The 17,492-nt window shown below is 74.3% G+C and carries 17 protein-coding genes; 4 read left to right on the forward strand and 13 right to left on the reverse strand.

The genetic code is table 11. The features are described from left to right. Positions 1-3 precede the first annotated feature (3 nt). Genes AC07BS_RS18370 through AC07BS_RS18385 form a run of 4 tightly spaced genes read right to left on the reverse strand, consistent with a single transcriptional unit; the run spans position 4 to position 3,797 of the window. On the reverse strand, positions 4-1,035 hold the full coding sequence (locus tag AC07BS_RS18370; RefSeq protein WP_478648114.1) for a 6-phosphofructokinase: 1,032 nt from the start codon (positions 1,033-1,035) through the stop codon (positions 4-6). Between the two features lie 47 nt (positions 1,036-1,082). Next, positions 1,083-1,757 (reverse strand): response regulator, encoded by a 675-nt coding sequence (locus AC07BS_RS18375; protein ID WP_478648111.1) that lies wholly within the window; start codon positions 1,755-1,757, stop codon positions 1,083-1,085. After that, the gene (macS, locus tag AC07BS_RS18380; RefSeq protein WP_478648108.1) at positions 1,754-2,998 is read right to left on the reverse strand and encodes a MacS family sensor histidine kinase; all 1,245 of its coding nucleotides are present in this window, start codon (positions 2,996-2,998) and stop codon (positions 1,754-1,756) included. Before macS ends, AC07BS_RS18375 begins: the two co-directional genes overlap by 4 nt. Before the next feature lie 22 nt (positions 2,999-3,020). After that, a complete protein-coding gene (locus AC07BS_RS18385; protein WP_478648105.1) occupies positions 3,021-3,797 on the reverse strand; it encodes a lysophospholipid acyltransferase family protein in 777 nt (258 codons plus the stop codon). A 124-nt stretch (positions 3,798-3,921) separates the two neighbouring features. On the opposite strand from AC07BS_RS18385, the gene AC07BS_RS18390 reads away from it, so the two are divergent. Beyond that, positions 3,922-4,695, forward strand: coding sequence for an alpha/beta hydrolase (locus AC07BS_RS18390; protein WP_478648102.1), 774 nt, complete (start codon positions 3,922-3,924; stop codon positions 4,693-4,695). Then, the gene (locus tag AC07BS_RS18395) at positions 4,688-5,263 is read left to right on the forward strand and encodes a hypothetical protein (RefSeq protein ID WP_478648099.1); all 576 of its coding nucleotides are present in this window, start codon (positions 4,688-4,690) and stop codon (positions 5,261-5,263) included. Before AC07BS_RS18390 ends, AC07BS_RS18395 begins: the two co-directional genes overlap by 8 nt. A 135-nt stretch (positions 5,264-5,398) precedes the next feature. On the opposite strand, the gene AC07BS_RS18400 is transcribed toward AC07BS_RS18395, so the two are convergent. The 6 genes from AC07BS_RS18400 to AC07BS_RS18425 all read right to left on the reverse strand — a co-directional run bounded on the left by AC07BS_RS18400 (position 5,399) and on the right by AC07BS_RS18425 (position 10,359). After that, positions 5,399-6,148, reverse strand: coding sequence for an endonuclease/exonuclease/phosphatase family protein (locus AC07BS_RS18400; protein ID WP_478933181.1), 750 nt, complete (start codon positions 6,146-6,148; stop codon positions 5,399-5,401). 67 nt (positions 6,149-6,215) lie between these two features. Then, positions 6,216-7,157, reverse strand: a complete 942-nt coding sequence (locus AC07BS_RS18405; protein WP_478648095.1) for an ROK family glucokinase — start codon at positions 7,155-7,157, stop codon at positions 6,216-6,218. Between the two features lie 56 nt (positions 7,158-7,213). Beyond that, the gene (locus AC07BS_RS18410) at positions 7,214-7,684 is read right to left on the reverse strand and encodes a DUF5304 domain-containing protein (RefSeq protein ID WP_478648094.1); all 471 of its coding nucleotides are present in this window, start codon (positions 7,682-7,684) and stop codon (positions 7,214-7,216) included. 56 nt (positions 7,685-7,740) lie between these two features. Continuing rightward, positions 7,741-8,964 carry an ArsA family ATPase gene (locus AC07BS_RS18415; RefSeq protein ID WP_478933184.1) on the reverse strand — a complete coding sequence of 408 codons (1,224 nt, stop codon included), beginning with the start codon at positions 8,962-8,964 and terminating at the stop codon, positions 7,741-7,743. 113 nt (positions 8,965-9,077) lie between these two features. Beyond that, positions 9,078-9,527: an SRPBCC family protein gene (locus AC07BS_RS18420; protein ID WP_478933186.1), complete on the reverse strand. Its 450-nt coding sequence runs from the start codon at positions 9,525-9,527 to the stop codon at positions 9,078-9,080. 70 nt (positions 9,528-9,597) lie between these two features. Beyond that, positions 9,598-10,359, reverse strand: a complete 762-nt coding sequence (locus AC07BS_RS18425) for a metallophosphoesterase family protein (protein ID WP_478648089.1) — start codon at positions 10,357-10,359, stop codon at positions 9,598-9,600. Positions 10,360-10,626: 267 nt separating this feature from the next. Here AC07BS_RS18425 and AC07BS_RS18430 point away from each other — a divergent pair, with 267 nt between their 5' ends. Next, complete coding sequence (locus AC07BS_RS18430) at positions 10,627-12,423, forward strand: AMP-dependent synthetase/ligase (protein WP_478933189.1); 1,797 nt, start codon at positions 10,627-10,629, stop codon at positions 12,421-12,423. A gap of 26 nt (positions 12,424-12,449) precedes the next feature. Here AC07BS_RS18430 and AC07BS_RS18435 read toward each other — a convergent pair whose 3' ends face one another. Continuing rightward, complete coding sequence (locus AC07BS_RS18435; protein WP_478648086.1) at positions 12,450-13,592, reverse strand: glycosyltransferase family 4 protein; 1,143 nt, start codon at positions 13,590-13,592, stop codon at positions 12,450-12,452. Between the two features lie 154 nt (positions 13,593-13,746). On the opposite strand from AC07BS_RS18435, the gene AC07BS_RS18440 reads away from it, so the two are divergent. Further along, positions 13,747-14,988, forward strand: coding sequence for a glycosyltransferase 87 family protein (locus tag AC07BS_RS18440; RefSeq protein ID WP_478648084.1), 1,242 nt, complete (start codon positions 13,747-13,749; stop codon positions 14,986-14,988). A 12-nt stretch (positions 14,989-15,000) separates the two neighbouring features. Here AC07BS_RS18440 and AC07BS_RS18445 read toward each other — a convergent pair whose 3' ends face one another. Together AC07BS_RS18445 and AC07BS_RS18450 are read right to left on the reverse strand one after the other, a co-directional pair. Next, positions 15,001-16,230 carry a hypothetical protein gene (locus AC07BS_RS18445; protein ID WP_478648082.1) on the reverse strand — a complete coding sequence of 410 codons (1,230 nt, stop codon included), beginning with the start codon at positions 16,228-16,230 and terminating at the stop codon, positions 15,001-15,003. Positions 16,231-16,267: 37 nt separating this feature from the next. Next, positions 16,268-17,338, reverse strand: a complete 1,071-nt coding sequence (locus AC07BS_RS18450) for a C40 family peptidase (protein WP_478933192.1) — start codon at positions 17,336-17,338, stop codon at positions 16,268-16,270. Positions 17,339-17,492 lie beyond the last annotated feature (154 nt).

Consider the following 17,492-nt stretch of genomic DNA (forward strand, 5'->3'; position numbering starts at 1 on the left):
GGCTCAGCCGAAGAACACCTTGACCTCCTCGTATGTGGCGGCCGGCACCGTCTTGAGCCGTGCCGTCGCCTCGGCCAGCGGGACGCGGACGATGTCCGTGCCCCGCAGCGCCACCATCCGTCCGAAGTCCCCGTCCCGCACCGCGTCGATCGCGTGGAGCCCGAACCGCGTCGCCAGCCACCGGTCGAACGCGCTCGGCGTCCCGCCGCGCTGGACGTGGCCCAGCACGGTGGTGCGGGCCTCCTTGCCGGTGCGGGACTCGATCCGCTTCGCCAGCCACTCCCCCACGCCCGACAGCCGGACGTGGCCGAAGGAGTCGAGCGCGCCGGCGTCCTTGAGCACCAGGTCGCCGTCGCGCGGCATGGCGCCCTCCGCCACGACGACGATCGGCGCGTAGCTGGCGCGGAAGCGCGAGGTGACCCAGCCGCAGACCTCGTCGAGGTCGAAGCGCTGCTCGGGGAGGAGGATGACGTTGGCGCCGCCGGCCAGGCCCGAGTGGAGGGCGATCCAGCCGGCGTGCCGGCCCATGACCTCGACGACGAGGACGCGCATATGGGACTCGGCGGTGGTGTGGAGCCGGTCGATGGCCTCGGTCGCGATGTTGACGGCGGTGTCGAAGCCGAAGGTGTAGTCGGTGGCGGAGAGGTCGTTGTCGATGGTCTTGGGCACGCCCACGCACGGCACGCCGTGCTCCTCCCAGAGCCGGCGGGCGACGCCGAGCGTGTCCTCGCCGCCGATGGCGACGAGGGCGTCGACCTCCCGCTCGGCGAGGGTGCGCCTGATCCGGCGGACGCCGTCCGCCTCCTTGAAGGGGTTGGTGCGGGAGGACCCGAGGATCGTCCCGCCGCGCGGCAGGATGCCGCGCACCGCCGTCACGTCCAGGCCGACGACGGAGCCCTGGAGGGGCCCGCGCCAGCCGTCCTTGAAGCCCGTGAAGTCGTACCCGTAGTCCTGGACGCCCTTGCGGACGATCGCGCGGATGACCGCGTTGAGCCCCGGGCAGTCACCGCCGCCGGTCAGTACTCCGACCCGCATGACACCGTCCCTTCCGCCGAGTCCGTACGCCCGGCCGCGGGAGGCGGTCAGGCGTCGTCGAGGCCTCGCTCTATCGCGTAGCGGACGAGCTCCACCCGGTTGTGCAGCTGGAGCTTGCCCAAGGTGTTCTGCACATGGTTCTGCACCGTGCGGTGGGAAATAACCAGGCGTTCGGCGATCTGCTTGTACGACAGTCCCTTGGCGACGAGGCGGAGCACCTCGGTCTCGCGGTCGGTGAGCCGGGGCGCCTTGGGCTCGTCGGGGGCGGCGGGCGCGGGGTCGGCGGCCAGTCGCCGGTACTCGCCGAGGACGAGGCCGGCCAGGCCGGGGGTGAAGACGGGGTCGCCGGCGGCCGTGCGGCGCACGGCGTCCTGCAGCTCCTCGGCGCCGGCGGACTTCAGCAGGTAGCCGGTGGCGCCGGACTTGACCGCCTCCAGCACGTCGGCGTGCTCACCGCTGGCGGAGAGCACCAGGACGCGCAGCGCGGGCTGCTCGGCGACGAGCTCCTTGCAGACGGCGGCGCCCGGCAGGCCGGGCAGGTTCAGGTCCAGCACCAGCACGTCGGGGGTGGCCGCCCGGGCCCGGCGCACGGCCTGCGGGCCGTCGCCGGCGGTGGCCACCACGTCGAACCCGGCGGCCGCCAGATCGCGGGCGACGGCGTCGCGCCACATCGGGTGGTCGTCGACCACCATCACCCTGACCGGCGGTGTCTGCGTGCTCATCGCTTGTCCTCGCTCCCCCGTGGAACCTTCGGAACCCTCAGTTCGACCTCGGTGCCCTGCCCCGGCACCGAGACCAGGTCGGCGCTGCCGCCCAGGTCGCGCAGGCGGCCGCGGATGGACAGGGCCACCCCCATGCGCCCCTCGCGCTCGGCGTCCGCCAGCCGGCCCTCGGGGATGCCGGGGCCGTCGTCCCGGACGGTGACGATCACCTCCGTGGGTTCGTCCTCCACCAGGATCCAGGCCCGGGCGTCCTCGCCCGCGTGCCGGGCGACGTTGTCCAGGGCCGCGCCGACGGCCGCCGCCAGCTCCGCCGCCGCGGCCGACTCCAGCAGGACGCGGGTGCCGGGCGCCGAGAAGGTGACGGTGGCCCCGGCGTGCGGGGCGAGCAGGGCGCGGACGTCGCAGGGGCCGACCGGCGGTGCCGGGGCGACCGGCGCCGGGCGCACGGCGGCGACCAGCTCGGCGTCCTCGGCCAGCTGCGCGGCGGAGCGCTGCGGGGGCACCAGGCCACCGGCGACCAGCGTGCGCAGGGCGATCTCCTGCTCACCGGCCATCCTGCCCAGCTCGGCCGCCTCGCCGCCGAGGGCCGCGCCGCGGCGCTGCACCATGGCCAGGACCTGGAGGACGCTGTCGTGGATGTCGCGGGCCAGCCGCTCCCGCTCCCGGGTCGCGGCCTCGATCGTCAGGGCCCGGGCGAGGGTGCGCTCACTGGCGCGGGCGACCTCGACGATGTAGCCGACGGCGATGCTGGAGACCCACACCAGGACCACGTTGTGGACGGTGTCACGGGCGGGGCTGCCGCGCTCGACGAGGTTGGCGACGGCCACGATCGTCGAGCCGACCGCCGCCCAGCGCCAGCCGCCCTTGATGGCCAGGCCCAGGACGGCGCCGCCCGCCCAGATGGACGGAAGGGTGGGCGAACCCGCGGCGATGCGCTCGCCGGTGTCCAGGACCGCGGTGAGAAGGATTCCGGCGATCGCCATACCGAGGTCGGCCATCAGGAACGGCTTCGTGCACCGCTCCGCGGAGGTGACGCGGTTCCACGTCAGCGACGTCCACAGGGTGAGTACGCCCATGTAGAGCGCGGCTCCGGCCGGATGGGCGTACTCGTGGTAGTTGATGAGGAAGAGGGTGAGCGCGTAGCCGAGGGTCAGCAGGCGGTAGCCGGTGAGGGCCCGCCACAGCGGCAGCTCCACCGACATCCGTACGGGACGCGGGCGCCGCCCGGTGCGCCGTGCCATCAACCGACCCCCCGCCGGATGCTCACGCCCCGGGCTCTCGATCCGCCTTCTTCTCCGTCGTGTTCTCGAGGCCGGCCGCCTTGGCGGCCTTCTCCTCCTCGGCCTTCCGCTTCGCCTCGTCCGCGATCTGCCGCTTGGCGGCGGTCGCGTAGATGTCGACGTACTCCTGGCCGGAGAGCTTCATGATCTCGTACATGACCTCGTCGGTCACCGAGCGGAGGATGAAGCGGTCGCCGTCCATGCCGTGGTAGCGGCTGAAGTCCAGCGGCTTGCCGATCCGGATGCCGGGCCGCATCAGCTTGGGCACGACCTTGCCGGGCGGCTGGATCTTCTCCGTGTCGATCATCGCGACGGGGATCACCGGGGCGCCGGTGGCCAGCGCGACCCGGGCGAGACCGCCGGGCTTGCCGCGGTAGAGGCGGCCGTCCGGGGAACGGGTGCCCTCGGGGTAGATGCCGAAGAGCTCGCCGCGCTCCAGGACCTCGATGCCGCTCTTGATCGCGGCCTCACCGGCGCCGCGGGCGCCGGAGCGGTCGACCGGGAGCTGGCCGACGCCCTTGAAGAAGGCCGCCGTCAGCTTCCCCTTGACTCCGGGGGAGGTGAAGTACTCCTGCTTGGCGATGAACGTGATCTTGCGATCGAGCACCGCGGGCAGGAAGAAGGAGTCCGAGAAGGACAGATGGTTGCTCGCCAGAATGGCGGGCCCCTCGGCCGGTACGTTCTCCAAGCCCTCCACCCACGGCCGGAAGGCAAGCTTCAGCGACCCGCCGATGGACAGCTTCATTGCGCCGTAGAACAACCGAGAACCTCCTGTGTGTGACGAGGAGACCTTAACCTGCCTACCCGCCGTGCGGCGCTCCGCGTAGGCTGAGGGCCAGAGCCTTCCTTGTCCCGTTGTCCCGTTCCATCGATCGGAGATCCCGGTGCCGCTCCTGCCCGGTGCCGAGCCGTTCCGCCATGAGGGCGGAGAGGTCGGCGTCCTCGTGTGTCACGGCTTCACCGGTTCCCCGCAGTCCGTAAGGCCCTGGGCCGATTATCTCGCGGATCGGGGTCTGACGGTCTCGGTTCCGCTGCTTCCCGGGCACGGCACCCGCTGGCAGGACATGGCGGTCACCGGCTGGCAGGACTGGTACGCGGAGGTCGACCGCGAGCTGTGGCGGCTGCGGGGGACGTGCTCGCGGGTCTTCGTGTGCGGGCTGTCGATGGGTGGTGCGCTGACGCTGCGGCTGGCCGCCAAGCACGGCGCCGCGGTGTCCGGCATCGTGCTGGTCAACCCCGCGAACAAGGTGCACGGCCTGGCCGCCAGGGCGCTCCCCCTGGTGCGCCACCTCGTCCCCTCCACCCAGGGCATCGCCAGCGACATCTGCCGGGCCGACGGGGTGGAGATCGGCTACGACCGGGTGCCACTGCACGCCGCGCACTCCTTCCGGCGCGGTCTCCAGGCGCTGGACACCGAGCTGCCGCAGGTCACCCAGCCGCTGCTGCTGATGCACAGCCCCCGGGACCACGTCGTCCCGCCGGCCGACTCCGCCCGCATCCTGGCCCGGGTCTCCTCCCGGGACGTCACCGAGCGGATCCTGGAGAACAGCTTCCACGTGGCCACGCTGGACCACGACGCCCCGCTGATCTTCGAGCAGACGCACGCCTTCATCGAGCGGCTCTCGGCGAGCGCGCCGGAAGCGTCCCTCCGTGGCTGAGCACGACGCGGACCGCGACCGCGACGACAGCCGCGACCCGCTGGACGAGGACCGTGCCTGGGCCGAGCTGGTCGCGGCCTACGGCGAGCAGCCGGACCCCGAGAAGGGGCACTGGCCCGCGACGGGCGGCCTCGGCGCCGGGAACGCCCCCGGAGACGAGCCCCCCACGGCCCCCGCGGCCCCCAGGACCCCGAAGACGCCCGAGCCCCCGAAGGGCCCCGGCGCCGGGCGGCCGGGCGGCTTCATCGTCTACGCCCCGGGCGTGGGCCCCCGCGACTGGAGCACCCCCGAGCCGGCCGGCGAGGACGTCGAGCCGGACGAGGGCCATTTCGTGCCGCCGGAGCCGCCGCCGCTGCCGACGGGCGATGTGACGTCCCGCTTCGCGTGGATCGCGGTGCTCGGCGGTCCGCTGCTGCTGCTCGTCATGGTGCTGCTGCGGCAGGAGCTGACCTGGTGGATGACCACGCTCGGCGTGGGCGGCTTCCTGGGCGGCTTCGCCACGCTGGTCCTGCGGATGAAGGACGGCGACGACGAGGACGACGACCCGGGCCGAGGTGCGGTGGTCTGACTCCCCGCGCCCCCTCGCACCGCTCGGCGCCGGAGCGCCTCCCGGGCTTCGGGCGGCTGCGCCGGACTCCGTCCGTCGGGTGGGCATCCGGCCCCGGTCGCGGTCCGCCCCGGGGCTCCCGCGGAACCCGCGCCCTCAGGGCGCGGCCGGCACCCGTACCGCCGCCAGCACCGGCAGGTGATCCGTGGCGGCCCGCAGGTCCGCCTCCTCGACCCCCGCCAGCCCCATCGGCACCCCGCACCCCAGCAGCTCGACGCCCTCGGTCGCGAGGACCGCGTCGATCCGCTGCACGGGGTCGCCGAGGCGCGTCGTGTGCTCGCGCCCCCAGGGCGCGACGGCCCAGCCGTCCTGGAGCTCCCCGGCCAGCAGGCCGAACGTCCGCCCGTCGGGCCGGTCGTTGAGGTCGCCGCCCACCACGGCGTGCGGCACGCCCAGGGCCCGTACGTGCTCCAGGAGCAGCCGCCCCTGCGCGTACCGCTCGTCCGCGTCGATGCTCAGATGACAGCTGACGACCCCCAGCCGGGCCCGCCCGAAGCGGAGGACCGCCGTGGCCAGCCCCCGCTGGTGGAGCCCGGGCCGCCGGGGCAGCAGAACGGACTCCGCGCGCTCCACATGGGCGCGCAGCGAGGTGAGGATCATCGGCCCCGAGGCGGTGGCGCCCCCGGTGACGTACACCAGCTCCGACTCACGGGCCAGCCGGGCGGCCGCCTTGCGCCAGCGGAAGAAGCGCGGCGCCTCCTGAACGCAGACGACGTCGGGCGCACAGGCCCGGATGACCCGGGCCAGCGCCGCGACGTCGTCGCGCAGGGAGCGGATGTTGTAGGAGAGGACGCGGACCACGGACGCTTCCGTCCCGGTCGAGGAATCCGGCAGGTCCGCGAGCATCGCCCCTCCGATCGGAGTCGCTTCCTTACGGGTGTCGCTTCCTTACGGGTGTCGCTTCCTTGCGGGTTCAGCCCTGGCGGGCCAGGTCGGCCGCGCCCACCAGGCCGGCCTTGCCGCCCAGCTGCGCGGCGAGGACCTGCGCGTGGGGGCGCCACTGGCCGCCGACCAGCCAGCGGCGGAAGGACTTGCGGATGGGGTCGAGGACCAGGTCGCCCTCGTCCGAGACGCCGCCGCCGACGATGAACGCCGAGGGGTCGAAGAGCGAGGCCAGGTCGGCCAGGCCGGCGCCGGCCCAGCGGGCGAGCTCGCGGAAGGAGTCGATGGCGACCGGGTCGCCCTGGCGGGCGGCGTCGCTGATGTGCTTGCCCTCGATGCCCTCGGGGGTGCCGTCGCCCATGCCCAGCAGGATCTCGGCGTTCTCCGGGGTGGCCTGGGCGCGCTGCTTGGCGTAGCGGACGAGGGCACGGCCGGAGGCGTACTGCTCCCAGCAGCCCTGGCTGCCGCAGCCGCAGAGCAGACCGTCGGGGACGACCCGGATGTGGCCGAACTCGGCGGCGACGCCGAAGCGGCCGCGGCGCAGCTTGTTGCCGATGATGATGCCGCCGCCGAGGCCGGTGCCCAGCGTGATGCAGATGACGTCGTCGTGGCCCTGGCCGGCGCCGAAGCGGTACTCGCCCCAGGCGGCGGCGTTGGCGTCGTTCTCGACGACGACGGGGAGGCCGACGCGCTGCTCGACCTTGTCCTTGAGCGCCTCGTGCCGCCAGTTGATGTTCGGGGCGAAGAGGACGGTGGCCCGCTTGTCGTCCACGTACCCGGCGGCGCCGATGCCGACGGCCTCGACCTCGAAGCCCTCGCTGACCGTGCGCACCGCGTCCGCGATGGCGTCGATGACACCCTCGGGGGTGTCGGGGGTCGGCACCTTGCACGTCGCGAGGATCGAGCCCTCTTCGTCGACCACGCCGGCCGCGATCTTCGTGCCGCCGATGTCGACGCCGATGGTGAGTCCCATGTGTACCTCGGATTTCGCTCGAACCCCGCCGCGACCCACCGTACCCGAGCGGGAGATCAGTCGAGGTCGATGCGCTCGGTTCCGCCGCCGTTCCCCGGCTCGTCACGGCCCTCGCGCCCCTCGCGGGGCGCGTGCGCGGGCTCGTCGCGGGTCCAGCGCGCCTCCTGGCGGTGGACGGCCGCGCGGTAGGCGGCGAGCAGTTCGGAACCGGCGGCGGCGAGATGGTCGAAGACCTCGGGGTTGCGCTCGACGACCGGCTCCACGGCGGCCTTCGCCTGGGTGAGGAGCTGCTGCACGGCGTCCTGGGCTGTGCGGGCCGCGAGCGGCAGCTGGAGCCCCGCGACCTTGTCGGTGACGGCGTCGACGAGCCGGCGCAGCTCCTCGGCGGCGCTGCCGGGCTCCTGGCCCCGGCCGGCCCCGGCGCGGCGGCGGGCCTCCTCGGCGGCGAAGTCCTCGGCGCAGGCCCGCTCCCACGCGTCGGGGTCGGGCGTCCGGCCGTTGCCGGGGCGCTCGTCGGTCTCGCTCATGACGCACTCCTGCGGGTGGATTTTCCTTCGACGTTACCCGAACGCACCGGTGCCGTTCAGGGAGTCCTCGGCCACAGGCCGGGGTCGGGTATGAAGCGGACGCACAGCTCGCCGTCGCGCAGTCCGGCGCCGGCGACGCCGCAGCGGCGCAGCGCGGAGGGCAGCGGCAGGACCCGGCGGAAGGGGCCGACGCCGACGACCAGTTCGTCGCCGCGGCGGACCAGGCCGAGGCCGTCGCGCTCCGCGCCGGGCAGCGGGAGGCGCCAGAGCAGCATGCCGTCGTCGGCCAGCCGGTCCTCGACGGTCCAGGGGTCGCCGGCCGGGCCCGCGGCCTCGGTGGGGGCGCAGCCCGCGGCCAGGACGGCGAGGTCGGCGGTGCCGCGCGGGGCGCGGCCGAGGTGCGGCAGGTCGCGCACGGTGACGCCGTCGGCGAGGAACGCGTCGCTCAGCGCCTTGTGGGCGGTGCGCTGCTCGTCGGCGAGGGCGGCGAGCCAGGGGTCGGCGGAGCCGGTGGGCAGCAGCCGGTTGGCCACGAGGGAGTCGATGCGGCAGCCCTGCAGGGCGAGTCCGGCGCGGGCGGTGCGCAGGGCGTCGGCGGCGAGCGGGCCGGGTTCGGCGACCAGCCGCATGGTGGTGTCCGGGGCCTCGACGACGCGGCGGACGGCGGCCAGCTCGTTCTGCCAGCGCTCGACGGTCTCGTACACCTTCTGCGTGGGCATGGGGACGCCCGCGAGCTGGGCGAGCATGGGCCGCAGGGCGCGCGCGGCCTGACGCTCGGGGGGCACCAGGCGGCGCAGGTAGCGGTCGAGCTGTTCGGGCAGGGCGAGCAGCCGCACGGTCTCGTGCGCCGGGGGCATGTCGACGACGAGCAGGTCCCAGGAGGCGTCGGCGTGGGCGGCGCGCAGGGCGGCCAGGACGGCCAGCGGTTCGGCGCCGGGGAGCTCGGTGAGCTCCTCGGGGTCGAGGGGGGAGGCGCCCAGGAGGTCGAAGAGCGAGGTGCCGCGGTCCTGGAGGTCGCGGGCGAGGGCCCGGAAGTGCTCGCCGGTGCCGATCCGGGCGGCCCACAGCCCGGGGGCCGCCTCGACGGGCGGCGCCCAGGGCGTGGTCGTGTCGCCGCCCTCGGCGGGCAGGGCGGTGCCGAGGACCGCGTCGGGCGCGGGGCCGCGGTCGCAGGTGAGCAGCAGGACGCGGCGCCCGGCGCGGGCGGCGGCCAGCGCCGTGGCCGCCGCCACGGTGGTACGGCCCGCGCCGCCGGGACCGGTGACGAGGACCGTACGCACGGTGGAGCCTCCGGCAATGGGTCAGAGGTGCAGTGGTTCGAAAACGCGGTGGTGCGGGAACCCGGGTGGGGTCGGCGGTGCCGGAGGGCGGGTGCCTGACGGCGGCCGGACGGTCAGGACGCCAGGCCGCTCTCGACGCGCTTCTTGAGCCCGTCGAGGGCGCGGTCGATGATGACCTTCTCCGCCTTGCGCTTGATCATCCCGAGCATGGGGATCTTGACGTCGACGGTCAGCTGGTACGTGACCTCGGTGTGGCGGCCGCCGGCGGCCGGGGCGAGGCTGTAGGAGCCGTCGAGCTGGCGCAGCATCTGCGACTTGTCCAGCGACCACTGGACGACGTTCTCCTCGGGCCAGCTGTAGGCCAGGGTGTGGTCGTCCTTGATGGCGCCGGCGTCGAGGACCAGGCGCACCTTGGCGGCACGGCCCCGCTCGTCCTTCTCCAGGACCTCGGCCCGGGTGACCTCGCCGGTCCACTCCGGGTAACGCTCGAAGTCGGCGATCACCGACATCACCTGGGCCGGCGTGGCCTCGATCGTGATGCTCGAGCTGGTGTGTTCCGCCATCTGCGTGGCTCCTCCGTACCGGTCCGCGTCCTCGTCTTGTCTGCCGGTGAAGGCTACCTCGCGCCGCGCGTCACCACTCCAGCACCCACGGTGTCCCACTGGAGGCGAAGTGGCCGACGTTGACGCATTCGGTCACGCCGACGCGCATCCTGCGCGCCAGCGGCTGGTGGACATGGCCGAAGAGCGCGTACCGGGGGCGGGTGGCGCGGATGGTCTCCAGCAGGGCCGCGCTGCCCCGCTCGAAGCGGCGGGCGACGGTGTCGTAGCAGAGTTCGGGCACGTCGGGCGGGATGTGCGAGCACAGGACGTCGACCTCGCCGAGGGCGGCGAGCTTCGCCGCGTACGTCTCGTCGTCGATCTCGTAGGGGGTGCGCATGGGCGATCGCAGGCCACCGCCGACGAAGCCGAAGACGAGCCCCCCGATCTCGACGCGCTCGCCGTCGAGGACGGTGGTGCCGGGCCTGGCGTACTCGGACCACAGCGGGGGGACGTCCACGTTGCCGTAGGTGGCGTAGGTGGGGGTGGGAAAGGCGGCGAAGAGCTCGGCGTACTGCTTGCGGACCGCGGCCTCGACGGCGTACTCGCGGTCGATGCCGTCCCACAGCGACCGGGACAGGGCGCGGGCCTCGTCGAAGCGGCGGGCGGTGCGCAGCTCGACGATGCGGTCGGCGGCCTCGACACCGAACAGCTCGGGGAAGATGCCGCGCGAGTGGTCGGCGTAGTCGAGGAAGAGGACGAGGTCCCCCAGGCAGATCAGGGCGTCGGCGCCGTCTCCCGCCCGGGCCAGACCCTCGGCGTTGCCGTGTACGTCGCTGACCACATGGACTCGCATACGGATCACCCTAGGCGCTGCCCCGGGCCGCCGGAAGGGCCGCGACCTGCGGTTACTTCCCGGTCACCCGAGCAAGGGGCTAGGGTTCGGTGAGCGGTCCCGTGGCATGTGACGCATGGAACATCTGGGCGCACCCCTCTATTCGAATTCGAGTACTGGTGGGTAACGTCCGGGCAGTCCGATACCCCCTGCCTGATCATGGACCGCAGCCGACGCAGCGCCCCTCGACGACGCGGCGGCGCCGGCGCCCGACGAGGAGCAGCAGTCTTGCGCGAGTTCAGCCTTCCGGCTCTCTACGAGGTCCCAGCGGACGGAAACCTGACGGATCTCATCCGCCGGAACGCCGCGCTTCACCCCGATGTCGTGGTGATAGGCCGCAAGGTCGACGGGCAGTGGCAGGACGTCACGGCCACCGAGTTCCTCGCCGATGTCCGCGCGGTCGCCAAGGGCCTGATGGCCTCCGGCATCCGCCCCGGCGACCGGATCGGCCTGCTGTCGCGCACCCGCTACGAGTGGGCGCTGATGGACTTCGCCATCTGGAGCGCGGGCGGCGTCACCGTCCCCATCTACGAGACCAGCTCGCCCGAGCAGGTCCAGTGGATCCTCGGCGACTCCGGCGCGGTGGCCTGCCTGACCGAGACCGCGGCGCACGAGGCGGCGGTGGAGTCGGTGCGCGACCGGCTCCCGGAGCTGGCCAACATCTGGCAGATCGACCGCGGTGCCGTCGAGCGGCTGCGCGCCGCGGGCGCGTCGCTCACCGACGAGGCCGTGGACGAGCGCAGCGCGCTGGCCACGGCGGACTCCCCCGCGACCATCGTCTACACCTCGGGCACCACGGGCCGCCCCAAGGGCTGTGTGCTGAGCCACCGCAACTTCTTCGCGGAGTGCGGCAACGCCGTCGAGCGGCTCAAGCCGCTGTTCAACACCGGCGAGCACTCGGTGCTGCTGTTCCTGCCCGCGGCCCACGTCTTCGGCCGGCTGGTGGAGGTCGCCGCCATGCTGGCGCCGATCCGCCTGGGCATGGTCAGCGACATCCGCAACCTCACCGACGACCTCCAGAGCTTCCGGCCGTCGCTGATCCTGGGCGTGCCGCGGGTCTTCGAGAAGGTCTACAACGGCGCCCGCGCCAAGGCCCAGGCCGACGGCAAGGGCAAGATCTTCGACCGGGCGGCCGACACCGCCATCGCCTACAGCCGGGCGCTGGACGACCCCGCGGGCCCCTCCTTCGGCCTGCGGATCAAGCACAAGATCTTCGACCGGCTGGTCTACGGCAAGCTGCGGGCGGTGCTCGGCGGCAAGGCCACCCACGCCATCTCCGGCGGCGCCCCGCTGGGCGAGCGGCTCGGCCACTTCTACCGGGGCATCGGCTTCACCGTCCTGGAGGGCTACGGGCTCACCGAGTCGTGCGCCGCGACCGCCTTCAACCCCTGGGACAAGCAGAAGATCGGCACGGTGGGCCAGCCGCTGCCGGGCTCGGTGGTGCGCATCGCCGACGACGGCGAGGTGCTGCTGCACGGCGAGCACCTCTTCTCCGGCTACTGGAACAACGAGGCGGCCACCGCCGAGGCGATGTCGGACGGCTGGTTCCACACCGGCGACCTGGGCACCCTCGACGAGGACGGCTACCTCAGCATCACCGGTCGCAAGAAGGAGATCATCGTCACGGCCGGCGGCAAGAACGTCGCCCCCGCCGTGATCGAGGACCGCATCCGGGCCCACGCGCTGGTCGCCGAGTGCATGGTCGTGGGCGACGGACGGCCGTTCGTGGGCGCGCTGATCACCCTCGACGAGGACTTCCTGCCGCGCTGGCTGGAGCAGCACGGCAAGCCCGCCGGGCTCACGGCCGCCGAGCTGGCGGACGACCCGGAGCTGCTGGCGGACGTGCAGAAGGCCGTCGACGACGGCAACGCGGCGGTCTCCAAGGCCGAGTCGGTGCGCAAGTTCCGCGTCCTGCCCGCGCAGTTCACGGAGGCCTCCGGCCATGTGACGCCGTCGCTGAAGCTGAAGCGGAACGTCGTGGCGAAGGACTTCGCCGGCGAGATCGAGGCGATCTACCACGGGTAGCCGGGGCGCCGCCCCGGCCCCCGGCCCTACAGCAACGCCTTCAGACGCTCCGCCAGCAGGTCCCAGCGCCAGCGCTCCTCGACCCACTCGCGGCCCCGCTCGCCCATGCGGCGGCGCAGTTCGGCGTCGCCCAGCAGCGTGACGATGCGATCGGCCGCGTCCTCGGGTGAGCCGCCGCGCACCACGTAGCCCGTCTCGCCGTCGAGGACGGCGTCGGGCGCTCCCCCGGAGTCGCCGGCGACCACGGGCAGCCCGGTCGCCGAGGCCTCCAGGTAGACGATGCCGAGCCCCTCGACGTCCAGCCCGCCCCGGCGCGTACGGCAGGGCATGGCGAAGACGTCGCCGGCGCCGTAGTGCGCGGGCAGCTCCTCCCACGGCACCGCGCCGGTGAAACGGACCGCGTGCGCCACCCCCGTGGCGGTGGCGAGGCGGCGCAGGTCCTTCTCGTAGGGTCCGCCGCCCACCACGAGCAGCACGGCGTCCGGCTCGGCCGCGAGGACGCGCGGCATGGCCCGGATGAGGGTGTCCTGGCCCTTGCGCGGCACCAGCCGGGAGACGCAGACGACGACCGGGCGGTCGGTGAGACCGAGCCGGGCGCGGACCTCGTCGCCGCCGGAGCCGGGGTGGAAGGTCTTCTCGTCCACGCCGGGCGGCAGTTGCACCATGCGCGCCGCCGCCTCGGCGGTCAGCGCCGAGGCGATGCGCGAGCGGGTGTACTCCCCCAGATAGGTGATCGTGTCGGTGCCCTCGCCGATCCGCCGCAGCAGCTGCCGGGAGGCGGGCAGCTGCGCCCAGCCCGCCTCGTGCCCGTGGGTGGTGGCGACCAGCCGGCGGGCGCCGGCCCGGCGCAGCGCGGGCGCCATCAGCCCCAGGGGGGCGGCGGCGCCGAACCACACCGAGGTGCAGCCGTGCTCGCGCAGCAGCGAGGTGGCGCGCCGGGTCACCCGCGGCGTCGGCAGCAGCATGGTCGTACGGTCGCGGACCACCGGGAACGGCTGCTCGGCGTCGAAGCGGGCCGTCGCCTCCACGCCCTCGCGGCCGTGCTTCCAGGTGGAGGCGTAGACGACGATGCTCGCCGGGTCCAGGCGCAGCGCCATGTTGTGGAGGAACGCCTGGATGCCGCCGGGGCGCGGGGGGAAGTCATTGGTGACGATGAGGGTCTTGTGCATCGCCGCCGACAGTACCGGGTGCGATCGGGCGTCAACCGCGCCGCTTCCCGCCACGTCCGTCGCCCGCGGGGCCCCGGGACCGGCATCATTCCTTTCAGCGACCGACCGTGTACGGCACGTGGTGGCCGGGCCGACCCGAGGGACGAGGTGAACGATGGTGGCGGGCACTGGTCTGCGGCTCTCGATCGTGGTGTGGGCCGCCACCCGGGCCGTTCTGATGATGTGCGTGTTCCGGGTGTGGGACATGCCCGGCTCGGACGTCTCCGTCGACATCGAGGTGATCTACCAGGGCTGGTACGGCGTCCTGCGCACCGGGATCTTCCCCTACGACGACGTGACCTGGCAGTACCCGCCGGCCGCCGCGCTGGCCGTGCTCGCGCCCGGGCTGCTGCCGTTCCTGGACTACGCCCCGGCGTTCTTCGCCCTGTGCCTGCTGGCCGACGCCGCGGTCATGGGCATGCTGCTGTACGCCGTGCGCGGCGGCCGGCGGGGCCCGCTGGGGGTGTGGATCTGGGTGGTGGGCGTCCCGCTGCTCGGCCCGATCGTCTACGCCCGCTACGACGTGATGGTCACGGCGGTGGCGGTGGCGGCCCTGCTGGCCGCGGGCCGGCGGGCCCGGCTGTCGGGGGCCCTGATGGGCTTCGGGGCGCTGCTCAAGGTCTGGCCCGTGCTGCTGCTGATGGGCACGCCGCGCGGTCCCCGCACCCGGTCGGTGTGGACCGCGGCGCTGGTGACGGCGGGCGGCCTGGCGATGTTCTTCACGGCGGCGATGCCGGGGGCGCTGGCCTTCCTCACCTTCCAGCGCGACCGGGGCACCGAGGTGGAGTCCCTGGGCTCGCTGGTCTTCCACCTGGCCCGGCACGCCGGCTGGCACGGCAAGGCGCGGCTGAACTACGGCTCGGTGGAGTTCCTCGGCCGGCACGTCCACGCGGTCAGCGCGCTGGCGCTGGGGCTGAGCGTGCTGGCCTTCGGCTGGCTGGTGCTGTGGCGGATGCGGGCCCGGCGCTTCACCGCGACGACGCCGTACGACGCCGCGTTCGCGTCGGTGCTGCTGTTCACCACGACCAGCCGGGTGATCAGCCCGCAGTACATGGTCTGGCTGATCGGCCTGGCGGCGGTGTGCGTGACGATGCGGACGCCGCGCCAGTGGCTGCCGGTGCTGCTCGTGCTGATCGCGGCGCCCCTGACGCAGCTGGAGTTCCCCATCTGGTTCTCGCACGTGGTCGCCAGCGACAAGCTGGGCGTCGCGACGCTGACGCTGCGGAACGCGCTGCTGGTGGCGGCGACGGTGATCTCCTGCCGGCGGCTGTGGCGGGAGACGGTGACGGAGGGCCGGACGGCCGAGGAGGAGCCGGAGCCGCCGGCCGAGCGCCACTCGGCCCTGGTGCCGGGGTGAGGCGGGGCGAGGTCAGAAGGCCTTCGCCACGTACGACCGCCACCGTTCCGTGAAGGCCTCCGGGTCCACTCCCAGGACGGACTCCATGGCCCCCTCCACGGCCCCCGCGCGCTGCCGCCGCTCCCCCACCGCCCGGTAGAACGCGACGAGCTTCTCCTCCCCCCAGCGCTCCGCGATCATGCGGCAGGCCAGCCACCCCTCCTCGTACGCCCGGGCCAGCCGGCCGGCCTCCCCGGCGAAGCCGAAGTCGGCGTCCTCCGGCAGCCGCTGCGGGCCCCGGCCCGCCGCGACGGCGGTCGCCAGTTCGGGCGCGGCCTGGCGGGCCGTACGGCCCGTGCCCCGGTAGGCGGCCCAGTCGGCGAAGCCCTCGGAGAGCCACAGCGGGGTGGCCGGGGAGGTCGCGGCGCGGGTGGCGACGTGCGCGGTCTCGTGGGTGAGCACCACCCGGCGGCCGGACGCGCCCAGCACCCCGTACGCCTCGGGGTTGACGACGACGCGGTCGGCGGGGGCCGCGCCCGCGCCGCCGGCCTCGCCGGTGGTCACGGCGGCGATGCCCCGGTACTGGGAGGCGGGCGCCCCCAGCAGGTCCGCCATCCGGCTCAGCGACGCCGGCATCTCGACGACGACGCGCCGCGCCCAGGTGCCGCGCCACGCGGCGTCCACGGCCGGCACCGCCCGGTCCGCGAGGTCGGCGAGCGCCCGCATCCGCTCCTGGTCCTGGCCGACGGCGAGCACCAGGCTGCGCCGGCCGCGCACCGCCGTGACCGCGCCCTGCTCCCACAGCTGCCCGCCGCCGGGACGGGCCTCCTGCCCGGCCACGTACCAGCGGCCGTCCCGGCGCACGAGGTTCAGCCGGAGCGGGGCGGTCACGGGCGCGGTGTCGTAGCCGGCGAGGCGGTAGCGCAGCTCCGTCTCGGCGACGAGCCGACCGGTGCCCCGGGCCTCGGTGCGGACGAGGCGGTACTCCCAGGAGGCGAGCGGGACGGCACCGAGGTTGGTGAGGGCCTGCCGCCGCTGGTCGCGGTAGGCGGTGGCGGTGGGGTCGACGGCGGCCAGGAAGGCGTGCTCGTCGCGCTCGCGCACGGCCCGGCCCCAGCGGTCCAGCAGCCGCTGGACCGACCGGTCGCCGCCGTCCGCCCGCTCCGGCACGCCGGCGCCGCACCCGGCGAGGACGTGCAGGGCGAGCGCCACCGCCACCAGGCGGCGCGCCGCCCGCCGCCTCCCGCGCCGCCTGCCCGTCACGCCCGCATCGTACGGGCCGGGGCGCGCCGGGCAGGCCCTAAGGCCGGGTGACGGAGGAGATCGGCATCATGTCGGCCGGGTCGTAGCGCACCCGCGCCCCGGGGTAGGGGGCGTGGACGACCTGTCCGTTGCCCACGTACATGCCCACGTGGCTGGCGTCGTCCCGGTAGATGACCAGGTCGCCGGGGCGGGCCTCGGACAGCGGGACCCGGCGCCCGGCGTTGCGCTGGGCCTGCGAGGTGCGCGGGAGCCCGACCCCGGCCCGCCCGTAGGCCCACTGCATCAGCCCCGAGCAGTCGAAGGCGCCGGGGCCCGTCGCGCCCCAGGCATACGGGGAGCCGACCGCCTGACGCACCGCCATGACGGCGGCCCAGCCCCGGCCGGAACCGGCGGCCAGGGCCTGCGGGCCCGGCGCGGCCGGTACGTGGGCGGCGCCGGCCGGGCGATCGGCGGCGCGGGAGGAACGGGCGTACTCCACCCGGTCGGCCTCGGGCAGGGAGTTGAGCAGCCGGCGCGCGGCGCCCAGCCGTGCCTCCACGGCGTGCTTGTGCCGTTCGACGGCCCGGCGGCTCTCCTCCAGTTCGGCGAGGGTACGGGTGGCCTCCTGCCGCTCCTGGCGCAGGGCGCGCTGGGCGGCCATCAGGGCCCGCAGCTTCTCGGCCTGCCGGCCAGTAATGCGGTCGAGCGTGGCGGCCTTGTCGAGGTAGCCGTCGGGGTCGGAGGAGAGCAGCAGGCCGAGCGCGGGGTCGACGGCGCCGCTGCGGTACTGGGCGGTGGCGATCATGCCGAGGTCGGTGCGCATCCGGTTGACCTTCTCCTGGCCGCGCGCGACCCGGCCGGCGGCCCGTTCCACCCGCTCGCGCAGGGCGTGGGCGCGTTCCCCGGCGGCGTTGTACTTCTCGGTGGCCCGCTCGGCCTGTTCGTAGAGCCGGTCGAGCCGCGCCTTCACCGTTCCCCGGCCCTCCGCCGTCTCGGCGTCACCCCCGGGCCGGGCGGTGGCCGGGGCCGCCGAGAGGGCCGCCGCCGCGGTGGCGACGGCGGCCGACAGGACGGTGACCCGGACGCTCTGGGTGAGACCGGACTGCGCGGGACGGCGGTGGAACGCCACGGGGTGCCGCACTCCCTTCCACTGTGTGCGGACCCTGCCGCCCGGTGGCGGGCGGACGACGGGCGGGCACCGCGCGGCAGACAGTAGCGGCGTGCTCACCTTCCGTTCAAAGAGCCACCCCCGGGCAAATCCGGCACCCTGCCCAAGGCGCAGG

The sequence above is a fragment of the Streptomyces sp. NPDC044063 genome (assembly GCF_056434285.1).

Bases quoted from the DNA above. Each gene is read 5' to 3' on its own strand.
- AC07BS_RS18370 (WP_478648114.1), bottom strand. From the start codon at position 1,035: ATGCGGGTCGGAGTACTGACCGGCGGCGGTGACTGCCCGGGGCTCAAC.
- AC07BS_RS18375 (WP_478648111.1), bottom strand. From the start codon at position 1,757: ATGAGCACGCAGACACCGCCGGTCAGGGTGATGGTGGTCGACGACCAC.
- macS (WP_478648108.1), bottom strand. From the start codon at position 2,998: ATGGCACGGCGCACCGGGCGGCGCCCGCGTCCCGTACGGATGTCGGTG.
- AC07BS_RS18400 (WP_478933181.1), bottom strand. From the start codon at position 6,148: ATGCTCGCGGACCTGCCGGATTCCTCGACCGGGACGGAAGCGTCCGTG.
- AC07BS_RS18405 (WP_478648095.1), bottom strand. From the start codon at position 7,157: ATGGGACTCACCATCGGCGTCGACATCGGCGGCACGAAGATCGCGGCC.
- AC07BS_RS18410 (WP_478648094.1), bottom strand. From the start codon at position 7,684: ATGAGCGAGACCGACGAGCGCCCCGGCAACGGCCGGACGCCCGACCCC.
- AC07BS_RS18420 (WP_478933186.1), bottom strand. From the start codon at position 9,527: ATGGCGGAACACACCAGCTCGAGCATCACGATCGAGGCCACGCCGGCC.
- AC07BS_RS18425 (WP_478648089.1), bottom strand. From the start codon at position 10,359: ATGCGAGTCCATGTGGTCAGCGACGTACACGGCAACGCCGAGGGTCTG.
- AC07BS_RS18435 (WP_478648086.1), bottom strand. From the start codon at position 13,592: ATGCACAAGACCCTCATCGTCACCAATGACTTCCCCCCGCGCCCCGGC.
- AC07BS_RS18440 (WP_478648084.1), top strand. From the start codon at position 13,747: ATGGTGGCGGGCACTGGTCTGCGGCTCTCGATCGTGGTGTGGGCCGCC.